Genomic DNA, 21,960 nt, shown 5'->3' with positions numbered 1-21,960 from the left:
GCCTCAGCGCGGCGGCACGAAGTCGGGATTCAGCGTCGGCACCGAATCGCGCGGCTCGACGAGCCGGCCGCTTTCGTTGACCAGCGCGACGCGCAGGCGCTCACCGCTGCGCCGGTCGCGCAGCAGCAGCGGACCGCCACCCGGACCGGCGGCGTGGCGGTCGCCCCATTGCATCAGGCCGACGATCACCGGCAGCAGATCGACGCCTTTGCGGGTCAGGCGGTACTCGTAGCGCGCGCGCGCGCCGTCGTCGCGGTAGACCTGGCGGCAGACGATGCCGGCGTCGACCAGCTTGCGAAGGCGCGTCGACAGCACCGCGCTCGAGCAGCCGGTGTGCCGGGCGAAATCGTCGTAGCGGCGCACCCCCTGGAACAGCTCGCGCAGCAGCAGCAGGCTCCAGCGATCGCCGATGAACTCGACCGCGGCGGAGACCGAGCACGCCGCGCCGAAGCGCAGGCGCTGCTCGGGCGCGATCGGCTCGGGCGCTTCGACTTTGCGGCTCTTCCCGGTTCTGGCTTTCATTGACAAAGCCAGCATAGCGCGGCCAGACTCAGGCTTCCAAATCCAAAGCCAGATCCGAACCGCCATGGCCGACAGCCCCGCCTCCCCCACCCTGCGCTACGGCGTCGTGCCGCCGGCCGAGCGCGGCAGCATGAGCGGCCTGCAGTTCCTGCAGGCCATCGTCGATGGCCGCCTGCCGGCGCCGCCGATCACCGAGATCATGGCGATCACGATGGGCAGCGCCGCCGCCGGTGAAGTCGTGATGCACGGTGCGCCGCAAGGCCAGCACCTGAATCCGCTCGGCAGCGTGCACGGCGGCTATGCCTGCACCCTGCTCGACTCGGTGATGGGCTGCGCCGTGCATTCGACGCTCGCCGTCGGCGAGGGCTACACGACCGTCGAGCTGAAGGTGAACCTGACGCGCACGATCCTGCCCGGCATGCGCGTGCGCGGCGTCGGCACCGTCATCAACCGCGGCCGCCAGCTGGCGACCGCCGAAGGTCGCGTGTTCGGCGAGGACGGCAAGCTGCTCGCGCACGCCGTCACCACCTGCCTGATCTTCCCGATCGAGCAGACCCGCGCCGCCGCGTAGCGTCGCGCGCGGCGCCCGGGCGACAATCCGCGCATGCAAGCGATCACGCTCCATCGCGACGACGCACCGCGCACGATCGGCCGCAGCGCCGAACGGCATGGCCTGAACCACGCCCGGCGCCGGCGCCTTGGCGCGTTCTTGGCAGCACGCGTCGCCCGCGCCCCCGGCGAATTCATGAATCGCCACGACGACGGCCGCGATGGGCGGTGGACCGCGCCGTGTGACGGACGGATCGCAGGCGCAATCGCGAGCGGCGGTCTGCATGCCGAAGCGCGCGCCGCGCACCCACGCCGGTTCATCGCCGGCGACGCGCTGCGCGGCAGCACGGCCGGCGCGCCGCCGCCCGACACCGCGCTCGCGTGCTGTCACCAGCGAGGCGAGCGCTCGGTCGCGTCATGGACCTTTTCCGGCCTCGACGCGGTGCGGCGGCTCTGCGCGCGTGCCGGCTGCGCGCTGGCCGAGGAACACGACGGCACACAACGGGGCGAGCGGCGGCGTGAGCAGCGCTTCACGCCGGCCCTGCGCCCGTGAAATTCCGCCGTCTGCCGCCGCTGCACACCTTGCAGGCCTTCGAGGCCGCGGCGCGCACGCTGTCGTTCAAGGTCGCCGCCGAGGAGCTGCATCTGACGGCCTCGGCGATCAGCCATCAGATCAAGGCGCTCGAAGGCTTCCTCGGCTTCGCGCTGTTCCGGCGCGGCAACCGCTCGCTCGAACTCAGCGACGGCGGCCGCGACTACCTCGCCGTCGTCCGCGACACACTGCAGCGGCTGCGCGACGGCAGCCACCGCGTCGCCCAGCGCCACGGCCGCGCGCGGCTGAAGATCAGCATGGGTCCGTTCATCGGCAGCGAGGTGATCCTGCCGGCGCTGAGCGCGTTCCGCGCCCAGCACCCGGACATCGACGTGCACATCGAGACCACGCTGCGGCCGGTCGACCTGCTGCACGAGGACCTCGACATCGCGCTGCGCTTCGGCGACGGGCGCTGGCCGAAACTCGGCTGCGTGCCCTTGCTGAGCATGTCGGCGGTGCCGGTGTGCGCGCCGGCGCTGGCGCGCGAGCTGCGCCGCCGCGGCCCCGGCAATCTCGACGGCGTCACGCTGATCCACTCCAGCCCGATGCCGAATGCGTGGGCGGACTGGGCGCGGCTCGCCGGCATCGACTTCGGGCCGCCGAAAAACGACCTCTGGCTCGACAGCTATCTGGCGATCCTGCGCGCCGCCGAGCAGGGCCTCGGCCTGACGCTGGGCCTGGTGCCGATGGTCAATCCCTGGCTGCATCGCCGCAAGCTCGCGCAGCCCTGGCCGAAGCTGCACACCGAGATCCCGCAGCGCTACTACCTGCTGTACCGCGAGCACGACGACGACCGCCACGAGGTCCGCGCCTTCCGCGACTGGCTGCAGGCGGAGCTGCCCGCATTGCTCGCGTGAGGCCGTGCGGGCACCCGCCCGGATGAAGGCGTTTCACGCGAAGGGGCGCTCGTTTTCGTTTGTCGGCGAGGCACGCGCGCGCCGACACTGCGCCGGCACCCTCTTTTGTGGAGCGCGACATGCGCGAAATCCAGCTGACCGTTCTGGCAAGCGACGACCATCCGCTCGCCGCCACGCTGTTCGAGCCCGGGCGCGCGCCACGCGCGGCGGCGCTGATCAATCCGGCGACTGGCGTGCCGCGCCGCTACTACCGTGCCTACGCCCGGTACCTCGCCGAGCACGGCTACGCGGTGCTCAGCTACGACTATCGCGGCATCGGCGACAGCCGCTGGCATGCCGCCCGGCCGTCGCAGCTGCGCATGCGCTGGTGGGGCGAACGCGATCTGGCGGCGATGCTGCAGACGCTCGCGCAACGCTACCCGCGGCTGCCGATCGCGGCGATCGGCCACTCGGCCGGCGGCCAGCTGCTGGGCCTGGCGCCGAACAACCGGCTCGTCGATGCGGCGCTCGCGGTCGCCTCGCAAAGCGGCTACTGGCGGCTGTGGCCGGCCCGCCTGCAGCCGGCAATGGCCGCGCTCTGGTACGGCGTGCTGCCGATCGCCGCGCACACCGCCGGCCGCGTGCCGGCCGCACTGATCGGCCACGAGCTGCCCGGCGGCGTGGCGCACGAATGGGCGCGCTGGTGCCGCAGCCCGCACTACATCAGCGACGAGCGCGGCCAGCCGCTGCGCGAACACTTCGACGCGTTCCGCGGCCGCATGCGCTTCTACGCGATCGCCGACGACCCGTTCTATGCGCCGCTGTCCGCCGTGCAGGCGCTGGCCGACTTCTACCGCAACGCCGAACGCGACGTGCGCGTGCTCGACGGCCGCGCCTACGGCCTGCGCCGCGTCGGCCATTTCGGCTTCTTCCGGCCGGCGTCGCAGGCGCTGTGGCCAGCCACCCTCGGCTGGCTGCACGACGCGCTGGCCCCCAAGCTCGCCATGGCCGCCTGAGGAACACCCGCATGAATCGCCTCGCCTCCCTGTACGCCCGCGTGCGCCGCTATCCGCTCGGCACGCGCCTGTTCTCCCGCGCCGTGACCTGGCGCGCGCCCTACTTCGCGTCGATCTCGCCGCACATCCGCGAGCTGCGCAGCGGCCTGTGCGAAGTCGCGATCCGCGACCGCCGCGCCGTCCACAACCACCTCGGCACCGTCAACGCGATCGCCCTGTGCGCGATGTGCGAACTCGCCGCCGGCACCATGGTCGAGGCCTCGCTGCCGACCTCGCTGCGCTGGATTCCGCGCGGCATGAGCGTGCGCTATCTGAAGAAGGCGGAGGGCGCCCTGCTCGCGCGCGCCGAAGCGCCGCCGTTCGAGGCGACGCTGCACGGCGACGTCATCGTGCCGGTACGCGTCACCAACCGCGCCGGAGAAGCGGTGATGGAAGCCGACATCACCATGTACGTCTCGCCGCGGCGCACCGCGTAACGGCCCGAGCCGCCGCGGCATTCGCGATTACCGTCGCCTCGCGTCGTCCACCCGAACGAGGTCGATGCCGGTGGCGCTGCCGCTACACTAGCGGTTCCACTTTAGAACCCGCCAGGAACGCGCATGAGCACCGACCACATCGTCACCGAACTGCAGGACCGCGTGCTGACGATCCGCCTCAACCGCCCCGACAAGAAGAACGCCATCAGCGGCGCGATGTACAAGGCGATGGGCGAAGCCTTCAGCGCCGCCAACCACAATCCGGAGGTGCGCGCGATCCTGTTCACCGGCACGCCGGACTGCTTCAGCAGCGGCAACGACCTCGCCGATTTCCTCAACACGCCGGAGAACGCCGGCGGCAACGTCATCGCCCAGTTCATGCAGGCGATGGTCGACGCCACCAAGCCGATCGTCGCCGCCGTCGCCGGGCCGGCGATCGGCATCGGCACCACCGCGCTGCTGCACTGCGACCTGGTCTATGCCGGCGAGAAGACGCGCTTCCAGATGCCGTTCGTCAACATCGGCATCTGCCCCGAGTTCGCCTCGAGCCTGATCGCGCCGGCGATCATGGGCCACGCCCGCGCCGCCGAGCTGATCCTGCTCGGCGAGATGTTCTCCGCCGCCAAGGCGCGCGAATACGGCCTGGTCAACGAAGTGCTGCCCGACGCCGAGGTGCAGGCCCACGCCCGCGTCCAGGCGCTCAAGCTCGCCGCGCAGCCGCCGAACGCGATGCGCACCGCCAAGGCGCTGCTCAAGCGCTGGACGCGCGAGCAGGTCAAGGAAGTGATCGGCGTCGAGGTCAACCACTTCGTGCCGATGCTCAAGCAGCCGGAAGCGCTCGAGGCGCTGACCGCGTTCATGCAGAAGCGCAAGCCGGACTTCTCGAAGTTCAACTGAGTCGCCACGTCGCACCCCGGGCGATCACTCTATCGCCCGGGTGCGACGCACCGTACAGTCCCCCGGGCACCATCGAACCCCGGGGGATTTTTCATGCAAGGCAAAACCGTCCTGCTGGCGCTGGCCTGCGCCGCGAGCCTGTCGGCGTGCAAGCGCGCCGCCGACGACAGCCAGACCCGGGCCGCCGCCGCGCCGGCCGCCGCCTGGACGCTCGACGAGAGCAAGCTGACGCCGGTGATCGGCTTCTCGACCGCCGACCTCGATACCAGCAAGAAGGCCTGCGACGACTTCGCCGCCTACAGCAACGACAAGTGGCTCGACGCCAACCCGATTCCGGCCGATCAGGTCTGGTGGGGGCCGTTCGCGGCGCTGCGCGAACGCTCGCTCGACGTGCAGCATCAGATCGCCGAGCACCTCGCCGGCCAGGCCACGAACACCGGCATCGACAAGATCATTGCCGACTTCTGGACCTCCGGCATGGACGAACAGAAGGTCGAGCAAGTCGGCATCGCGCCGCTGAAGGAGCGCCTCGCCGCGATCGACGCGCTCGCCGACGGCGCGGCGATCGCCGCTTACCTGCGCAAGATCGCCGCCGAAGGCCAGAACCCGCTGTTCGATTTCGCGCCTGAAGCCGACTTCAAAAACTCGGCGCAGAACATCGCCTACGCCTCGCAGGGCGGCCTCGGTCTGCCCGACAAGACCTACTACTTCGCCGCCGACAAGCAGGACATCCGCGCCGCCTACGTCGCGCACATCGCCAAGGTGCTGGAACTCGCCGGCGTGCCGGCCGACGCCGCCGCGGCGCAGGCCAAGACCGTCATGGCCTTCGAAACGCGTCTGGCCAAGGTTTCGAAATCGCAGGAAGACCTGTCGCGCGACGTCGCCCTCTACTACCACCCGGTGACGCCGGCCGAGGCCGACCAGCTCACGCCGAACTTCCCGTGGACGGCGTTCTTCGCCGCACAGGGCGTCGCGCTGCCGGCGATGTTCTCGCTGTCGATGCCCGAGTTCCACGCCGAAGTGAGCAAGATGCTGGCCGACGTGCCGGCCGCGCAGTGGCAGAGCTATCTGCGCTACCACCTCGTCGACGGCGCCTCGCCGTATCTGAGCAGCGCGTTCGTCACCGAGCACTTCGAATTCCACAACAAGACGCTCGGCGGCCAGAAGGAACAGCGCGCACGCTGGAAGCGCGTGCTCGGCGCGATCAACACCGGCGCCGGCGAGGCGATGGGCCAGCTCTACGTCAAGCTCGCCTTCCCGCCCGAGTCGAAGACGCGCATGCAGCAGCTCGTCGCCAATCTCGGCACGGCGCTGAAGGCGCGCATCGAAAAGCTCAGCTGGATGAGCGACGAGACCAAGCAGAAGGCCCTCGCCAAGTGGCAGACCTTCATGCCCAAGATCGGCTACCCGGACAAATGGCGCGACTGGAGCGGCCTGGCGACGAAGCCGGACGACTACCTCGGCAACGCGCTCGCCGCCGAGGCCTTCAACTACCGCTGGCAGCTCGGCAAGATCGGCCAGCCGGTCGACCGCAGCGAATGGACGATGACGCCGCAGACCGTCAACGCCTACTACAACCCGCTGCAGAACGAGATCGTGTTCCCGGCCGCGATCCTGCAGCCGCCGTTCTTCGACCCCAAGGCCGACGACGCGCTCGTCTACGGTGCGATCGGCTCGGTGATCGGCCACGAAATGACGCACGGCTACGACGACCAGGGCGCGCGCTTCGGCCCGAGCGGCAACTTCGAGAACTGGTGGACGCACGCCGACCAGAAGCGTTTCGAGGCGCTGAGCCAGAAGCTGATCGCGCAGTTCAACGGCTACGCCACGGCCGACGGCACCAAGGTCAACGGCCGCATCTCGCTCGGCGAGAACATCGCCGATCTCGGCGGCATCAACATCGCCTACGACGCCCTGCAGATGGCCGACGCCGGCCAGCCCGATCCGAAGATCGACGGCCTGACGCGCGACCAGCGCTTCTTCTTCGGTTACGCGACTGCCTGGCGCAGCCGCTTCACGCCGCAGATGGAAAAGCTGGTGATCGCCTCCGACCCGCATGCGCCGGACCGCTTCCGCGCGATCGGCGCGCCGTCGAACATGCCGGCCTTCGCCGCCGCCTTCGACTGCAAGCCGGGCGACGCAATGGTCCGCAGCGGCGAGCGCCGGATCGCGATCTGGTAACGCGCCCGCGCGGCGCTCAGGGCCGGGCCGTCGCGGCGGCGCCGCGACGGCCCAGCAGCATCGCGTACATCGCCGGAATCACGTACAGCGTCAGCGCGCAGCCGCAGAGCAGGCCGCCGATCACGGCGATGCCCATCGACACCCGGCTCTCGGAGCCGGCGCCGAGCGCGAGCGCGATCGGCAGGATGCCGAGCACCGTCGCCAGGCTCGTCATCAGGATCGGCCGCAGGCGCGCGTTCGCCGCTTCCTGCGCCGCTTCGAGGGCGGACAGCGCGCCGTCGGCGCGCCGCTGATTGGCGAACTCGACGATCAGGATGCCGTTCTTGGTGACGAGTCCGATCAGCATGATCAGGCCGATCTGCGAAAAAATGTTCAGCGTCTGGCCGCACGCCCACAGCGCCGCGAGCGCGCCGGCCAGCGCGAGCGGCACCGTCAGCAGGATCACGAACGGACCGCCGAAGCTCTCGAACTGCGCGGCCAGCACCAGATAGATCAGCACCAGCGCGAGCACGAAGACGTAGGCCAGCGACGACGCGCTTTGCTCGAAGTCGCGCGCCGCGCCGGTCAGCTCCGTCGTGAAGCGCTCGTCGAGCGTGCTGCCGGCGACGGCGCGGAACGCAGCGATGCCATCGGCGATCGTGTAGCCGTCGGCGAGCGTGCCGGACACCGTCGCCGCGTTGTAGCGGTTGTAGCGGTACAGCTCGGGCGGCGCGCTGTCCTCATGCAGCGATACCACGTTGTCGAGCGTCACCGGGCGCATCGGGTCGAGCCCGACGATCGGAATGTTGCGCAGGTCCGACGGCCGCGAGCGGAAGTCGCGCGTCAGCTGGCCGATGACGTCGTACTGCTTGCCGTTCTTGATGAAATAGCCCATGCGGCTACCGCTCAGGCTGGCCTGCAGCGTGCGCGTAATCTGCTCGGTGCTGAGGCCCAGCGTCAGCGCCTTGGCACGGTCGATCGTTACCCGCACTTCCGGCTTATTGAACTTCAGATCGCTGTCGACGAAGCTGAACACCGGGCTCTGCCGGGCCTGCTCGACGAAGCCCGGCAGGCGCTCGCGCAGGGCATCGAAGCCTGGCGCCTGCAGCACGAACTGCACCCCGCTCGACGTCGAACGGCGCTCGCCGATGCTGGCTTCCTGGGTGACGTTGACGCGCGCCGCGCTGAAGCCGCGCACCATCTTCTGCAGGTCGGCGGCGATCTGCTGCTGCGAGCGCGTGCGCTGATCGCGTTCCTTGAGGAAGATGCGAACGAAGCCGTTGTTGACGGCGCCCTGCGCGCCGGCGACGTTTCCGGAGCCCGGCACCTGCGTCATCATCAACCCGGCCTCGGGCACGCGCACCGCCGCGGCGTGCGCCAGCTCGTCCATGAAGTCCTGCATGCTTTCGTAGCCGGTGCCTTCCGGCGCCGTCGCGCGCAGCCAGACGCGGCCGCGATCCTCGAGCGGCGACAGCTCGCGCGGCAGGACCTGCAGCAGGGCGACGATCGCCAGTCCGGCCAGCCCGAGCACGCCGAACGCCAGCCAGCGCCGGCGCAGGAAGCCGCGCAGACTCGTCGCGTAACCGCGCTCCAGCGCCGAGAACAGCGGCTCGGTGCGCTCGAACAGCCAGCCGTGCGCCTGATGCGGACGCAGCAGCCGCGACGCCAGCATCGGCGTCAGGCTCAGCGCGACGAGCGCCGAGATCAGCACCGCACCGGCGATCGTCACGCCGAACTCGCGGAACAGGCGGCCCGACAGCCCGCCCATGAACAGCAGCGGCATGAACACGACGGCCAGTGTGATCGTCGTCGAGATCACCGCGACGAAAATCTCGCGCGTACCCTCGATCGCGGCACGCCGCGGCGCCATGCCGGCCTCGATCTTGGCGTAGACGTTTTCGAGCACGACGATGGCATCGTCGACGACCAGGCCGATCGCCAGCACGATGCCGAGCAGCGTCAGCGTGTTGATCGAAAAGCCGGCGACCGCCATGACGCCGAACGTGCCGACGATCGACACCGGGATTGCCAGCACCGGAATCAGCGTCGAGCGCCATTCGCGCAGGAACGCGAACACCACCAGCACCACCAGCGCAAAAGCGATGAAGATCGTCTCGCTGACTTCGAGCAGCGAGCGCCGCACGTACGAGGTGTTGTCGTAGGCGATCTGCACGTCGATGTCCTTCGGCACCTCGGCGCGGATCTGGTCGAGGCGCCGGCGCAGCTCGTCGACGATGCTGATCTGGTTGGCGCCCGGCTGCTGGCGGAAGTACAGGCCGGCGATCGGCGTGTCGCCGATCTTCAGCGCACCGCGCTCGTTCTGCGCGCCGAGTTCGGCATAGCCGATGTCGGAGAAGCGCACGATGCGGTCGCCGTCGTGCTTGGCCAGCATGTCGTTGAAGTCCTGCTCGGTATTCAGCCGCGACAGGGTCTTCACCGGCAGCTCGACCGTTCCGCCTTCGATGCGCCCGGACGGCAGCTCGACGTTCTCGCGCGACAGCGCGCTCGCCACGTCGAGCGGCGAGATGCCGTACGCGGCCAGACGCAGCGGATCCATCCACAGGCGCATCGCGTAGCGCTTCTCGGCCGGCTGGTCGACGCTGGCGATGCCGGGCACCGTCTGCAGGCGCTCGCGCAGCTTGTCGGCATAGGCACCGAGTTCGAGCTGGCTGCGCTGGCGGCTGCTGAGGGCCAGACCGAAGATCGGCGACGAATCGGCATTGGCCTTGTTCAGCACCGGCGGATTCGCGTCGGCCGGCAGATTGCGCGTGGCCCGCGACAGCTGGTCGCGCACGTCGCTGGCCGCCGTGTCGAGATCAGTGTCCAGCGAGAATTCGGCGGTGATCTGGCTGGCGCCCTCGCGGCTCGTCGAGGTCAGCGCAACGATGCCGGCAACCGAATTGACAGCCTCCTCGATCGGCTCCGTGATCTGCGCCTGCACGACTTCGGACGCCGCACCCGGATAGCTGGTCGTGATCGAGATCGTCGGCGGATCGACGGCCGGGTACTCGCGCACCGGCAGGCGCAGCGCGCCGAGGAAGCCGAACAGCAGGATCAACAGCGAGACGACGACCGTCAGTACCGGCCGCCGCACGCTCAGCTCGGCGAGATCCTTCATCCGCGCGGACTGCCGGCGCCGGGCACCGCGGCGCTGCCGGCGGCGTCGGCTTCGACGCGCTGGCCGTCGCGCAGCTGCTGCAGCCCGGAGGTGACGATCGTCTCGCCGGCGGCCAGACCGCCGAGGATCTGCACTTCAGCGGCCGTGCGCAGGCCGGCCCGCACCACGCGGTAGTGTGCCTTGCCATCGCTGAGCACGTAGACGCCATGCTCGTCGAGCCCCGGCACGACGGCATTGGCCGGCACGAAGATCGCATCGTCGATCGCGGCCAGCGGCATTTCGACCGTCGCATACGCGCCGGGCAGCAGCCGGCCGCCCGGATTCGGACAGCGTGCGCGCAGCAGGGCGGTTCGCGTCGCCGCATCGATGCGCGGATCGTACGCGTAGACCGTACAGGGATGCGGCTCGCCGTCGCCGGCGACGCGGAAGCTGATCCCGGCGCCGACCTGCAGATACGGGACGTAGCGCTCGGGCACCGCGAAGTCGAGCTTCAGGCGGTCGATCCGCTGCAGCGAAACCAGTGTCGTCGCCGAGTTGACGTAGGCGCCGATGCTGACCGCGCGCAAACCGATCGTGCCGTCGAACGGCGCGCGCACCTGCGTCTTCTCGAGCTGCGCCTCGATCAGACGCAACTCGGCGCGGCGGATCTGCAGCGTGCTCATGACGGTCTCGTAGGTCGCGTTCGCGACCGCGCCGATCGCCAGCAGCTGCTCGGCGCGGCGCGCCTCGATCCCGGCCTGGTCCAGCTCGTAGCGTGCGCGCTGCAACGACGCCTGCAGTTCGGCGTCGTTGAGCTGCACCAGCTTCTGGCCGCGACGGACGTTCTGCCCTTCGTCGAAATAGAGGCCGACGACGCGGCCGTCCATTTCCGGCTTGAGGTCGACGCTTTCGTCGGCGCGCAGGCTGCCGGTCGCGACGATCCGATCGGCGAAGCGGCGCGTGCGTACCGTCAGCACGGAAACCTGCAGCGGCGGCCGCGGCGCGGCCGCCGGCCGCGACGCGATCGGCTCGCCCGTGCGCTTGGCCGGCGTGTGCCCGTGCAGAAAGAAGGCGGCGGCCATCACGATGACCGCCGCCGGAACGAGGTAACGCAGTGTTCGAGTCACGACGATGAAGAAAGCCGCGCAGGAAGTAGGCCGGGGTTCCCCAAAAACCCGCCGCCGTCATGCGTCCACGTTTGGGGGGATGGACGAAACATGAATCCACTTGGGAGGGGAGTACGGCGGCGGGGAACCGGGAAACGGAAGGTCATGAAGGCGGCGGCTGCCAGCCGCCGAATTCGGCTTCGATCGAAAGCATCGCGGCGAGCACGAGATCCTCGCGCCACGGCTGCGCGGTCAGCATCACGCCGAGCGGCATGCCTTCCGGCGAGGTGCCGGCACGCACCACGCCGCTCGGATAGCCGGCAATGTTGTAGGTCGAGGTGAACGAGGCGCCACGCAGGCCCTCGGCCGAACGGTCGCCGATCTTGGGCGCGGGCCCGAGCGCCGCCGGGCAGACGATCAGATCGAAATCCTTGACCCAGGCCATCATCCGCGAGCGCCAGGCGTCGCGCGCTTCGAGCAGGCGCGTGAACTCGGCGGTCTCGATCAGCGGATAGTCGAAGCGGCGGTTCGGGCCCGGCACCGTCGTGTGGTACTTCTCGACGAGGCGCTTCTGCCAGGCGTTGCCGTCGCCCTCGCGCAGGCGCGTCGACAGCGCCTGGATGGCGACGGCATCGGGCGGACGCGACCGGCGCACCGGACAGCCGAGCCGCGCCAGGTAATCGACGCAGGACTGCACCGTCGCGCGCATCTCTGGCGTCGGCTGCGCCGCGTCGTCGGCGAGATCGAAGTAGTACGCGACGCGCAGCCGTGACAGCTCGACCCTGCGCGGGTCCGGCCAGATCATCGGCTGGATCGCCGCGTCGATGAAGTCGGGGCCGGCCACCAGCGGCACGATCGTGATCAGATCCTCGACGCGGCGCGCCAGCGGACCGACCTGCTGGTAGCTGTCGAACACGCCGCCGTAGTCGACGATGTGCCCGGTGCGCGGCACGCGGCCGGTCGTCGGCTTGATGCCGGCGATGCCGTTGGCGTGCGCCGGTCCGCGGATCGAGCCGCCGAAGTCGGAGCCGAAATCGAAGGCCGCGCCACCGGCCGCGACGATCGCGCCGCCGCCGCCGGTCGAGCCGGACGTCGAGCGTGTCGGATCGTAGGGATTGCGCGACATGCCGTAGAGAATGTTGGCGGTGGTGCCGAGTCCGCTGATGCCGCCGAGCGTGAACTCCGGCGTGTTGGTCTTGCCGAGCAGGATCGCGCCCTGTGCGCGCAGCCGCGCGACCGCCGTCGCGTCCTTCGGCGGTACGAAGAAGGCGCGGCCCTGCGTGCCGCCGGTCGAGATCACACCCTCGGTGTCGAACGAATCCTTGATCGTCATCGGCACGCCGTGCAGCGCGCCCTTGAACTGGCCCTTGGCCGCCATCGCGTCGCACGCGGCGGCTTCCGCATAGGCGCGCTCGCGGCAGAACTGCACGACGGCGTTGAGACGCGGATTGACCGCATCGATGCGCCGGTAGTAAGCCGTCACGGCTTCGGTCGCCGACACCCGGCCGCTGCGGATCAGCGCCGCCAGCCGCGTCGCCGACATGAACAGCAGTTCGTCGTCCGCCAGCTTCTCGCCCGCCTCCTGCGTCCGCGCCGCCCGCGCCGTCGCTTCGGGTTTAGGCGTGGCCGCGCAGGCCGCCAGCGACAGCGCCGCGCCACCGAGCAGCGCGCGCCGCGCCAGCGAGCGCGGCTCGGCGCCGCCGTCCGTCTCGACGTTCGTCACCGTCTCTTCCTCCCGCATGCGCCGGGTACTCATAGCGTCGGCTTCCGGTAGCCGCCGAGCGTCGCCTCGATGAACGCCGCGGCCGCCAGCGCCACATCCTCGCGCATCGGCTTGGCAATGAACTGCACGCCGATCGGCAAACCGTCCGGCGACGTGCCGGCGCGCACCACGGCGCCCGGCCAGCCGGTGTTGTTGAATACCGGCGTGTAGCCGTAGTTGCCGGGCTCCGGCGCCTTCGCCTTCGGCTCGGCCGGCCACGGCTGCGCCGGGGCACGGTCGACCGGACAGACGATCAGGTCGTACGACGAGAACCACTGCAGGAACTTCGAGCGATTGGCGTCCATCGCCTCGGCGAGCCGCGTGAATTCCGGCGTCTTGGCCTGCGGCGCCGGCAGCAGATTGATGACCGGCGAGACCTGGGTCGTGCCGTATTTCTTCAGCAGGCGCTTGACCCAGGCGCGGCCGTCGGCGGTGCTTAGCGCCTGGCGGATGTCGTTCGATTCGCGGATCAGCGCCGTCGGGCAGTCTTCGACGACCTCGACGCCGAGATCCGCGAACTGCGCGGCCACGCTGCGCACCGCCGCCTCGGTCTCCGCCGTCGGCGCTCTGGCGCTGCCGTTGTTGACGAAATAGGCGATGCGCATCGCCTTGAGATCGACCTGCGCCGGCGACAGCCACGGCGCCGGCACGATCGCCGCGTCGATGTAGTCCGGGCCGGCGATCACCGCGGCGATCAGCTCCAGATCCTCGGTCCAGCGCGCCAGCGGGCCGACCACCTGGAACGGATCGAAGTAGCCGCCGTAATCGACGATGTGGCCGGTGCGCGGCACGCGGCCGCTTGCCGGCTTGAGCCCGGTGATGCCGCAGAAGTGCGCCGGCCCGCGAATCGAGCCGCCGAAATCGGTGCCGATGTCGAAGGCCGAACCGCCGGCGGCGATGATCGATGCGCCGCCGCCGGTCGAACCGCCGGGCTGATAGCCGTATTTGTAGGGGTTGTGCGTCTTGCCGTAGATCAGATTGGTGGTCATGCCGGACAGCGTCAGCTCCGGCGTGTTGGTCTTGCCCATGACGATCGCGCCGGCGGCGCGCACGCGCGCCACCGCGGTCGCGTCCTGCTTCGGCACGTAGCGGCGATGGCCGAGCGTGCCGCCGGTCGTGCGCACGCCGGCGGTGGCCAGCGAATCCTTGATCGTGCACGGCACGCCGTGCAGCGGACCGAGGCTCTGCCCGCGCGCCAGCAGCGCGTCGGCCTGCCGCGCTTCCTGCAGCGCGCGTTCCGGGATCGGATAGACGACGGCGTTGAGCTTCGGGTTGACCGCGTCGATGCGCTTCAGATACGCCTGCACCGCCTCGACCGCCGACAGGCGCTTGCCGGCGATCAGCGCGGCGATGCGCTTGGCGGAGGTGAAGTTCAGTTCGTCCGGGATGCGTGCGGCGGCGACTTGCGCCTCGGCGCGCAGGCTCGCCGCGAATCCCGCCGACGCCGCACCGGCTGCCGCGAGTTCGACGAGGAAGCGACGGCGTGAACGGGGAATCCTGAGCAGCGTATCCATGGCGGACGGACGGGTCGTGACGGGATGGCAATGACATCCGCCGCGTGACGCGACGATGCCTTGGTCTTCGATTACGACGGCGCCGGAGCGCGATCCCCCACCCCGGCGGCGCACGTCGGGCATCGCCTGCGGCGCGCGTCCTTCCAGTGGACAGTCAAAAACCGCCGAGGACACGCCCGCATGAACGCCGCCATCCGCCTGCGCCGCATCGCGCTCGCCGCCGCCCTGCTGTGCAGCGGCGCCGCCCACGCGCTGGCCGTCGAGGAAGCCGGCATCGCCGATCTGCAGGCCGCGTACCGCAGCGGCGAACTGAGCGCGCGCCAGGTCGTCGCCGCGTATCTGGCGCGCATCGAGGCCTACGACCAGCAAGGCCCGTATCTGAACTCGATCATCAACCTCAATCCGAAAGCGCTCGAGGAAGCCGAACGCCTCGACGCCGCCTACCGCGCGAGCGGCAAGCTCAGCGGCCCGCTGCACGGCATTCCGGTGCTGGTGAAAGACTGCATCGATGCCGCCGGCATGCCGATGACCTCCGGCTTCCAGGGCTGGAAGCACTGGGTGCCGGCGCGCGACGCGACACTGGTCGCGAAGATCCGCGCCGCCGGCGGCATCGTGCTCGGCAAGGCCTCGCTGTCCGAGTTCACCAACGGCGGCGGCGACAACATCAACTCGGTGCTGCCCGGCTACGCGCGCAATCCGTACAACACCGCCTACGCGACCGGCGGCTCGTCCGGCGGCACCGGCGCGGCCATCGCCGCCAACCTGGCGACGGTCGGCATCGGCACCGACACCGGCGGCTCGGTGCGCATGCCGGCGGCGCACAACGCGCTCGCCGGCCTGCGCCCGACGGTCGGGCTGGTCTCGCGCGACGGCATCCAGCCGAACAACAGCGTCCGCGACACCGCCGGGCCGATGACGCGCAGCGTCGCCGACCTCGCCGTGCTGCTCGACGTCCTCGCCGGCGTCGATGCGCGCGATCCGGCGACGGCGCGCGCGCAGGGCCACATCGCCCGGACCTATACCGCGGCGCTGCGCAAGGACGCGCTGAAGGGCGCGCGGCTCGGCGTGCTGCGCCAGGTGTTCCGGCCGAACGTCACCGATCCGCGCATCATCGCCAACTTCGAACGCACACTCGCCGAGCTGAAGGCGGCCGGCGCCGAGATCGTCGACCCGTTCGGCGTGCCGGCGCTCGATACGCTGCCGCGCGCGCCGCAGACGCCGGCGCGGATGAAGGACGACATGATCCGCTTCCTCGCCGCGCACCCCGGCATTCCCTACGCGAGTCCGCAGGCGATCGCCGATTCGCATCTCGTGCATCCGCTGCATCAGGCGCGCTGGAACGAGGTCGCCGCAGCCGGCCCGGTCGCCAGCGACGAGGCGACGCGCAAGGGCCTGCAGACCGAGCAGGCCTATCGCGACGCGTTCACCGAGGCGATGGACGCCGGCCGCATCGACGCCGTGATCTTTCCGACCTGGGCGCAGCTGCCGGTCGTCAACGGCGACCGCAACACGCAGATCATGAGCGACGAAGCGAACCCGAAAGGCGGCGTCACCGGCCTGTCGAGCAGCCTGACCTTCGTCGGCAGCACGCTGCAGTGGCCGGCGCTGTCGGTGCCCAGCGGCTATCTCGGCCCCGGCCTGCCGGTCGGCCTGCAGATCCTCGGCCGCGCCTGGGACGAGTCGCGCCTCATCGGCTACGCCTACGCCTACGAGCAGGCCACGCGCTACCGCCGGCCGCCGGCGAGCACGCCGCCGCTGTCGGTCGCCACGCAGGACTGAAGACAGAACTGAAGCGGCGGCGCGCGGTCGCGCACGCAAACCGCCGGATGCGCACGCAAAAAAATCGGGCGCCGCATGCGGCGCCCAGGCCCACCACCTTCCAAAACGGCTCAGATCGGCGGCTTGCGCCAGCCGCCGCTCTTGCTTTCGAGATAGGCCGCGACCGCGAGGCAGAGGTCCTCGCGCCACGGCGCGGCGATCACCTGCACGCCGATCGGCAGCTTGCCATCCGCCGAACTGCCGCAGCGCACGACGACGACCGGCCAGCCGGTGCTGTTGAACGCGCCGGTGTACGGCCAGCCGTTGACGGCGCCGCTGCTGCCGGCGGCCATCGGATCGGCTTCCTGATCGATCGGCTGCGCCGGCTGGCCGGCGACCGGACAGAGGAAGACGTCGTAGCCCTGCATCCAGTCGAGCATTTCGGACTTGGCCTCGTCGTGCTGCTGCCAGGCCTCGATCAGCTCGGCCGAACTCGCCGGCTTGGCCTTGTCCATCGCCGCCTTGCGCGACGGCGAAATGTTGTGCGTGTCCCACTTGTCGGCGAGGCGCTGGTAGAAGGCCCAGCCGTCGCCGGTGGTCAAGCGGCGGCGCGCCTCGGCGAGCTTCATCAGCGTCGCCTGCGGCACGTCCTCGCGCACCTCGGCGACCGCCGCCTGCAGCCACTGCGCGGCCTGGCGCACGGTCTTCCTGGTGTCCTCGTCGGTGGCGCTGCGGCCGACGGCGCCGTTGTCGATGCAGTACGCCACCTTCAGCGGCTTGAGCTCGACCTTGGCCGGATCGGCCCACGGCACCGGCGCGCACGACACGTCGTGGAAATCCGGGCCGGCGATGATCGGCGTGATCAGCGCCAGGTCCTCGACGCGGCGCGTCATCGGGCCGAGCTGCTGCCAGAGATCGAAGATGCCGCCGTAGTCGACGATATGGCCGGTGCGCGGCACGCGCACCGAGGTCGGCTTGATGCCGGCGATGCCGTTGTTGTGCGAAGGCCCGCGGATCGAGCCGCCCCAGTCGGAGCCGATGTCGAAGGCCGCGCCGCCGGCGGCGACGATCGCGCCGGCGCCGCCGGACGAGCCGGAGGTGCTGCGCGTCAGATCGTAGGGATTGTGCGAAGAGCCGTAGAGCAGATTGCTCGCCGTGCTGATGCCGGCGAGGCCGCCGAGCGTGAACTCCGGCGTGTTGGTCTTGCCGAGCAGGATCGCGCCGGCGGCGCGCAGGCGCGCCACCACCGTCGCGTCCTGGCCGGGCACGTACTGCTGGCGTCCGTAGGTCGCGCCGGTCGAGATCACGCCTTCGGTGTCGAGCGAATCCTTGATCGTCATCGGCACGCCGTGCAGCGGGCCGGCCCACTCGCCGCGCGCGGCGCGCGCGTCCAACGCCTTGGCTTCGGCGCGCGCCCGCTCGTAGCAGTTCATCACCACGGCGTTGAGCCTGTCGTTGACCGCGAGCTGCCGCGCGATATACGCCTCGACCGCCTCGCTCGCCGTGACCTTGCCGGCGCGGATCAGGCCGGCGAGCTTGGTCGCCGACATGTAGATGAGTTCGTCGCTGGCGTCGCTGCTCGCCGCCGGCGCGGCGGCGCCGCTGCGGCCGGTCTCCAGCTTCGGCGCGCCGGCCGGTTGCGGACCGCAGGCGGCCAGCGCCGCCGAACCGGCCGCGACCGTCAGCGCCGGCTTCAGGCCGAGCAGGCTGCGCCGCGACGGCAGCGCCGGCGCCACATCCGTGAGCTTCGCCACGTCAGCCGCGTCGACCGCCCGGGCATCGTGCATCGTGTCCATTTCTTTCATCGCCTGCCTCCGCTTCAGATCGACGGGGCGATCCAGCCGCCCGTTTGCTTTTCGATGTGCGCGAGCGCGGCGAGCACGACGTCGTCGCGCCACGGCTGGCCGACGATCTGGATGCCGATCGGCAGGCCCGGCGCGTCCTTGGCCGAGGTGCCGGCGCGCACGACGCCGGCCGGCCAGCCGGTGGTGTTGTACTGGCTCGTGTAACTCATGCCGCTGCGCGCCTCGCGGCCGCCCGGCGGCATCCAGTCGAGCGGGATCGGCGCGCGCTGGCTCGCCGGACAGACGATCAGGTCGTACTGCGCCAGCCACGCCAGCTGCTCGCTCTTGATCGCGTCCATCTGCTCGCAGGCGGCGGTGAACTCGGCCGCACTGATCACCGCGCCGTCGAGTCGCAGCCCCGGCGAGGCTTGCCTGGTGCCGTGCTGGGCGAGCAGGCGGCGCATGTAGGCGCGGCCGTCGGCGCCGCTGAAGGTGCTGCGCGCGGCGGCCAGTTCCTTCATCTTCGGCGGTGCGTCCTGCCGGATCGTGCAGCCGAGCTTCTCGAAATAACCGACGCACTGCCGGACCAGGGTCTGCATTTCCTCGCTGGCCGGCATCTGGCCGTTGCTGACGTACCAGGCGATGCGCAGCTGGCCGAGCGCGACCTTGGCCGGATCGCCGAGCGGCACCGGCGCCATCGCCGCGTCCCGGCCGTCGGGGCCGGCCAGGATCGGCAGCAGCAGCGCCAGATCGCCGACCTCGCGCGCAAGCGGGCCGGTCTCCTGGAAATTGTCGAACGGACCGCCGTAGCCGACGATGTGTCCGGTGCGCGGCACGCGTCCGTAGGTCGGCTTGATGCCGGCGATGCCGTTGGCGAAAGCCGGGCCGCGGATCGAGCCGCCGTAGTCGGAGCCGATGTCGAAGTACGCGCCGCAGGCGGCGACGATCGCGCCGGCGCCGCCCGACGAACCGCTCGGCTGGTAGGCGGTGTTGTACGGATTCCGGGTCAGGCCGTAGACCAGATTGACCGTGCCCTTGCCGCCGCCGCCGAGCGTGAACTCCGGCGTGTTGGTCTTGCCGAGCAGGATCGCGCCGGCGGCGCGCGCACGCGCGACCACGGTCGCGTCCTTGCCCGGCACGAAATCCTTGCGGCCGAGCGTGCCGCCGGTGCTGACCAGCCCGGCCGTGTCGAACGAATCCTTGACTGTGAACGGCACGCCGTGCAGCGGCCCCCTGGTCTTGCCGGCGGCGAGCAGCGCATCGGCTTCTGCGGCCTCGGCGTACGCACGCTCGCGGCAGGTCGCGACCACGGCGTTGATCTGCGGATTCACCGCGTCGATGCGCGCATAGCAGCGCTGCACGAGCTCGACCGCGCTGACCTTGCCGGCCTTGAGCAGCGCCGCGATCTCGACGACCGACTTCTGCAGCAGCTCGTCGGCCGGCGCGGCAAACGCGGACGGCGCGAAGCGCAGCAGCGCCAGGCCGCCGGCAGCGCCGGCCGTCGCGCCGATGAAGCGGCGGCGCGACAGACGCGCCGACGCCGCGGACGGTTCTCCGGCGTCCGTCACGGACGCCGTCGCTTGCGTATCGAACATCGTATTCCCCCTTTGGAACGATGCAGCGGTTTGCGCGGCAGCCGCGCGTGTCTTCCTACGGCCGTCCGCTGCGGATGGGCCTGGGCTTGTCGTCGACGAACAGCGCCTTCGGGATCATCGCGTGCACGCCCTTGACGTCGTCGACGACCTGCGTGACGCGAAAATCGATGCCGATGCTCGACAGCGCGAACGCGCGCTCGAACTCCAGCCCCTTCTTCTCCTTGAGGAAGGCGTTGGTCTCGCGAATCGCCATCTGCATGGCCTTGTCGAGATCCGGATCGAGCCCGAAGGTGATCCAGTGCGTCGGCGTTTCGGCGCGCGGCGCACTCAGCCGCATACCCTTGTGCAGCACGAAGCGGAACACCACGGTGTTGGCCGTCTCGATCGCGGTCACCGTCACCTCGCCGTCGCCCTGCGCGGCATGCGAGTCGCCGGTGAAGAACAGCGCGCCGCGGCGGAATACCGGCAGGAACAGCCGGGTGCCGGCGACCAGTTCCTTGCAGTCGAGGTTGCCGCCGAACAAGCCCGGCGGGCCGCTGCGACGATTGCTGCCTTCGGACGCCGCCGGCAGCACGCCCATCACGCCGTTGAACGGGCCGAGCGGCACCTCGATGCCCGGATCGAACCGACCGAGCTTGCGCTTCAGATCGAGCGGAATGAGCTTGGCGTACGGCGCCGGCACCTCGTCCGGAATACCGCCGCGGCCGGGCCGCATGCTGACCACGCCGTACGGGATGCGCGGTTCGACGGAAAGAATCTGCACTTCCAGCGTGTCGCCGGGCATCGCACCCTCGATCGCGATCGGCCCGACCAGCAGGTGTCCGCCGGGAATGCCCGGCTGGCGCGGCGTCTGCTTGACCACGCGCGCGATCTCCTCGATCGCGGTGCGCTGCTCGGCGTTCAGATACAGGCCGTTGTCCTTGAGCCAGGTCTGCGGGTCCTCGTCGCCCCAGCGGTTGCCGCCGCCGCCGTCGATACGCACGGTCTCGCCGCTCTTGACCGTCAGGATCGGCTGCTTCTGCGCCGGAAAGTTGCCGATCACCGCATTGGCCGGCGTCTGCCGCACGTGGTGGTCGTAGCCTGCGGCCGCCTGGGCAAGCGGTGGCGCGAGCGGCGCTGCCAGCACCGCGCACAGCGCCGCAAGCCAGGCCGCGCGGCGGCGCGGCGTCTGCCGCATTTCAGTATTCATCGAAGATTCTCTGTACGTCCTGGACATCGCGGGTCCTGGTCAGCGCGAGCTGCAGGAGGATGCGGGCCTTCTCCGGCGGCAGGTTGTCGCCGGGCACGATGTGCGCGTCGCGGCGCCGCGGCGTGTCCTGCACGCGACCGCCGCGCGTACGCGCGGTGGCGACGACGACCACGCCCTTGGCCTGCGCGCGCTTGATCGCGGCGGTCTGCTCGGCGGTCGGCGAACCGGCGCCGGTGCCGTCGACGACGATGCCCTTGACGCCGCGCTTGACCATCGCGTCGATCGGATAGCCCGGCGCATCGCGGTACGAGTACGCGATCTCGACCGGCGGCAGCGCCGGATAGTCGCGGCCGGCGAACTCGGACGCGCTCGTGTGGCGGCGCACCGGCTCGCGGTAGAACACGACCTGGTCCGGATCGGCGAAGCCGATCGCGCCGACGTCGATGCCCTGGAAGGTCTGCACGCGATACGCCTTGGTCTTGGTGACGTCGCGCGCCGTGTTGATGAACTGGTCCATGCAGTGCAGCACGCCCTTGCCCCAGGCCTGCTTCGAGGCCGCGACGCGGACCGCGTCGTAGAGATTGCGCGGGCCGTCGCCGGACAGGCCGGTCCACGGCCGCTGCGAGCCGACCAGCACGATCGGCTTGTCGGTCTTGACGACGAGGTTCAGGTAGTACGCCGTCTCGGCCATCGAGTTGGTGCCGTGCGTCAGCACGATGCCCTGCACCTTCGGGTCTTGGACCAGCTCGTTCATGCGCCTGGCGATGCGCACCTGATCGGCGTAGACCGCCGACGGCGCGTCGGCCGGACCGCGCGCGTCGTCGAGCACGATGTTGGCGATGCCGCGCAGCTCCGGCAGATCGTCGAGCCAGTCCTGCGGATCGACGCGCTTGTTCTCCTTGCCGCCGTAGTTGGTGATGTTGAGCCGCGGCTGGCCGCGGCTGGCGATGGTGCCGCCGTACGACATCAGCACCACCGTCGGCAGCGCCGCGGTGTCGGCCGGCAGCGGCGGCGGCGGCGCGTACCGGGGAATTTCCTGGGCCTGCGCAGCGCCGCACAGCGGCACCGCGAGCAGCAGGCACAGCACGCTCTTGCGTAGGGTCATGG

General features: G+C 70.4%; 17 protein-coding genes. 8 read left to right on the top strand and 9 right to left on the bottom strand.

Annotated elements, in window-relative coordinates; all coding sequences use genetic code 11:
- Nucleotides 1-3: 3 nt before the first annotated feature.
- Nucleotides 4-522: a winged helix-turn-helix transcriptional regulator gene (locus tag K343_RS0117285; RefSeq protein ID WP_028009136.1), complete on the bottom strand. Its 519-nt coding sequence runs from the start codon at nt 520-522 to the stop codon at nt 4-6.
- Nucleotides 523-586: 64 nt separating this feature from the next.
- Between K343_RS0117285 and K343_RS0117280 the strand changes: the two genes are divergently transcribed.
- The 7 genes from K343_RS0117280 to K343_RS0117250 all read left to right on the top strand — a co-directional run bounded on the left by K343_RS0117280 (nt 587) and on the right by K343_RS0117250 (nt 7,069).
- Nucleotides 587-1,093, top strand: a complete 507-nt coding sequence (locus K343_RS0117280) for a PaaI family thioesterase (protein WP_028009135.1) — start codon at nt 587-589, stop codon at nt 1,091-1,093.
- Between the two features lie 33 nt (nt 1,094-1,126).
- On the top strand, nt 1,127-1,624 hold the full coding sequence (locus K343_RS22710; protein WP_051278665.1) for a hypothetical protein: 498 nt from the start codon (nt 1,127-1,129) through the stop codon (nt 1,622-1,624).
- Entirely contained in the window at nt 1,621-2,520 is a 900-nt protein-coding gene (locus K343_RS0117270; RefSeq protein WP_020650122.1) for a LysR substrate-binding domain-containing protein, read from the top strand. The genes K343_RS22710 and K343_RS0117270 overlap by 4 nt, the downstream gene beginning before the upstream one ends.
- Nucleotides 2,521-2,639: 119 nt before the next feature.
- The gene (locus tag K343_RS0117265) at nt 2,640-3,515 is read left to right on the top strand and encodes an alpha/beta hydrolase family protein (protein ID WP_020650121.1); all 876 of its coding nucleotides are present in this window, start codon (nt 2,640-2,642) and stop codon (nt 3,513-3,515) included.
- 11 nt (nt 3,516-3,526) lie between these two features.
- The gene (locus K343_RS0117260) at nt 3,527-3,991 is read left to right on the top strand and encodes a hotdog fold domain-containing protein (RefSeq protein WP_028009133.1); all 465 of its coding nucleotides are present in this window, start codon (nt 3,527-3,529) and stop codon (nt 3,989-3,991) included.
- 123 nt (nt 3,992-4,114) lie between these two features.
- Nucleotides 4,115-4,888: an enoyl-CoA hydratase gene (locus K343_RS0117255; protein WP_028009132.1), complete on the top strand. Its 774-nt coding sequence runs from the start codon at nt 4,115-4,117 to the stop codon at nt 4,886-4,888.
- Nucleotides 4,889-4,981: 93 nt separating this feature from the next.
- Nucleotides 4,982-7,069 carry a M13 family metallopeptidase gene (locus tag K343_RS0117250; RefSeq protein ID WP_028009131.1) on the top strand — a complete coding sequence of 696 codons (2,088 nt, stop codon included), beginning with the start codon at nt 4,982-4,984 and terminating at the stop codon, nt 7,067-7,069.
- A 16-nt stretch (nt 7,070-7,085) separates the two neighbouring features.
- On the opposite strand, the gene K343_RS0117245 is transcribed toward K343_RS0117250, so the two are convergent.
- The 4 genes from K343_RS0117245 to K343_RS0117230 form a co-directional block, all read right to left on the bottom strand.
- Nucleotides 7,086-10,166 (bottom strand): efflux RND transporter permease subunit, encoded by a 3,081-nt coding sequence (locus tag K343_RS0117245; protein ID WP_028009130.1) that lies wholly within the window; start codon nt 10,164-10,166, stop codon nt 7,086-7,088.
- Nucleotides 10,163-11,272, bottom strand: coding sequence for an efflux RND transporter periplasmic adaptor subunit (locus tag K343_RS22705; RefSeq protein ID WP_154662636.1), 1,110 nt, complete (start codon nt 11,270-11,272; stop codon nt 10,163-10,165). The genes K343_RS0117245 and K343_RS22705 overlap by 4 nt, the downstream gene beginning before the upstream one ends.
- Before the next feature lie 142 nt (nt 11,273-11,414).
- Nucleotides 11,415-13,007: an amidase gene (locus K343_RS0117235; RefSeq protein ID WP_245585230.1), complete on the bottom strand. Its 1,593-nt coding sequence runs from the start codon at nt 13,005-13,007 to the stop codon at nt 11,415-11,417.
- Nucleotides 13,004-14,527: an amidase gene (locus K343_RS0117230; RefSeq protein WP_084615964.1), complete on the bottom strand. Its 1,524-nt coding sequence runs from the start codon at nt 14,525-14,527 to the stop codon at nt 13,004-13,006. The genes K343_RS0117235 and K343_RS0117230 overlap by 4 nt, the downstream gene beginning before the upstream one ends.
- Nucleotides 14,528-14,707: 180 nt before the next feature.
- Between K343_RS0117230 and K343_RS0117225 the strand changes: the two genes are divergently transcribed.
- The gene (locus K343_RS0117225; protein ID WP_028009127.1) at nt 14,708-16,306 is read left to right on the top strand and encodes an amidase family protein; all 1,599 of its coding nucleotides are present in this window, start codon (nt 14,708-14,710) and stop codon (nt 16,304-16,306) included.
- A gap of 110 nt (nt 16,307-16,416) precedes the next feature.
- Here the strand turns inward: K343_RS0117225 and K343_RS0117220 are convergent, their stop codons facing one another.
- The 4 genes from K343_RS0117220 to K343_RS0117205 are packed head-to-tail and all read right to left on the bottom strand — an operon-like array spanning nt 16,417 to nt 21,958.
- A complete protein-coding gene (locus K343_RS0117220; RefSeq protein ID WP_245585229.1) occupies nt 16,417-18,090 on the bottom strand; it encodes an amidase in 1,674 nt (557 codons plus the stop codon).
- 14 nt (nt 18,091-18,104) lie between these two features.
- Nucleotides 18,105-19,664, bottom strand: a complete 1,560-nt coding sequence (locus tag K343_RS0117215) for an amidase (RefSeq protein ID WP_051278659.1) — start codon at nt 19,662-19,664, stop codon at nt 18,105-18,107.
- A 55-nt stretch (nt 19,665-19,719) separates the two neighbouring features.
- The gene (locus K343_RS0117210; RefSeq protein ID WP_028009124.1) at nt 19,720-20,853 is read right to left on the bottom strand and encodes an acetamidase/formamidase family protein; all 1,134 of its coding nucleotides are present in this window, start codon (nt 20,851-20,853) and stop codon (nt 19,720-19,722) included.
- Nucleotides 20,843-21,958, bottom strand: coding sequence for an asparaginase (locus K343_RS0117205; protein ID WP_028009123.1), 1,116 nt, complete (start codon nt 21,956-21,958; stop codon nt 20,843-20,845). Before K343_RS0117205 ends, K343_RS0117210 begins: the two co-directional genes overlap by 11 nt.
- Nucleotides 21,959-21,960 lie beyond the last annotated feature (2 nt).

The organism is Solimonas flava DSM 18980 (genome assembly GCF_000426685.1).
In the GTDB taxonomy this organism is placed as follows: domain Bacteria; phylum Pseudomonadota; class Gammaproteobacteria; order Nevskiales; family Nevskiaceae; genus Solimonas; species Solimonas flava.
The sequence above is the reverse complement of the archived record's forward strand: the minus strand, read 5'-3'. Positions and strand labels throughout refer to the sequence as shown.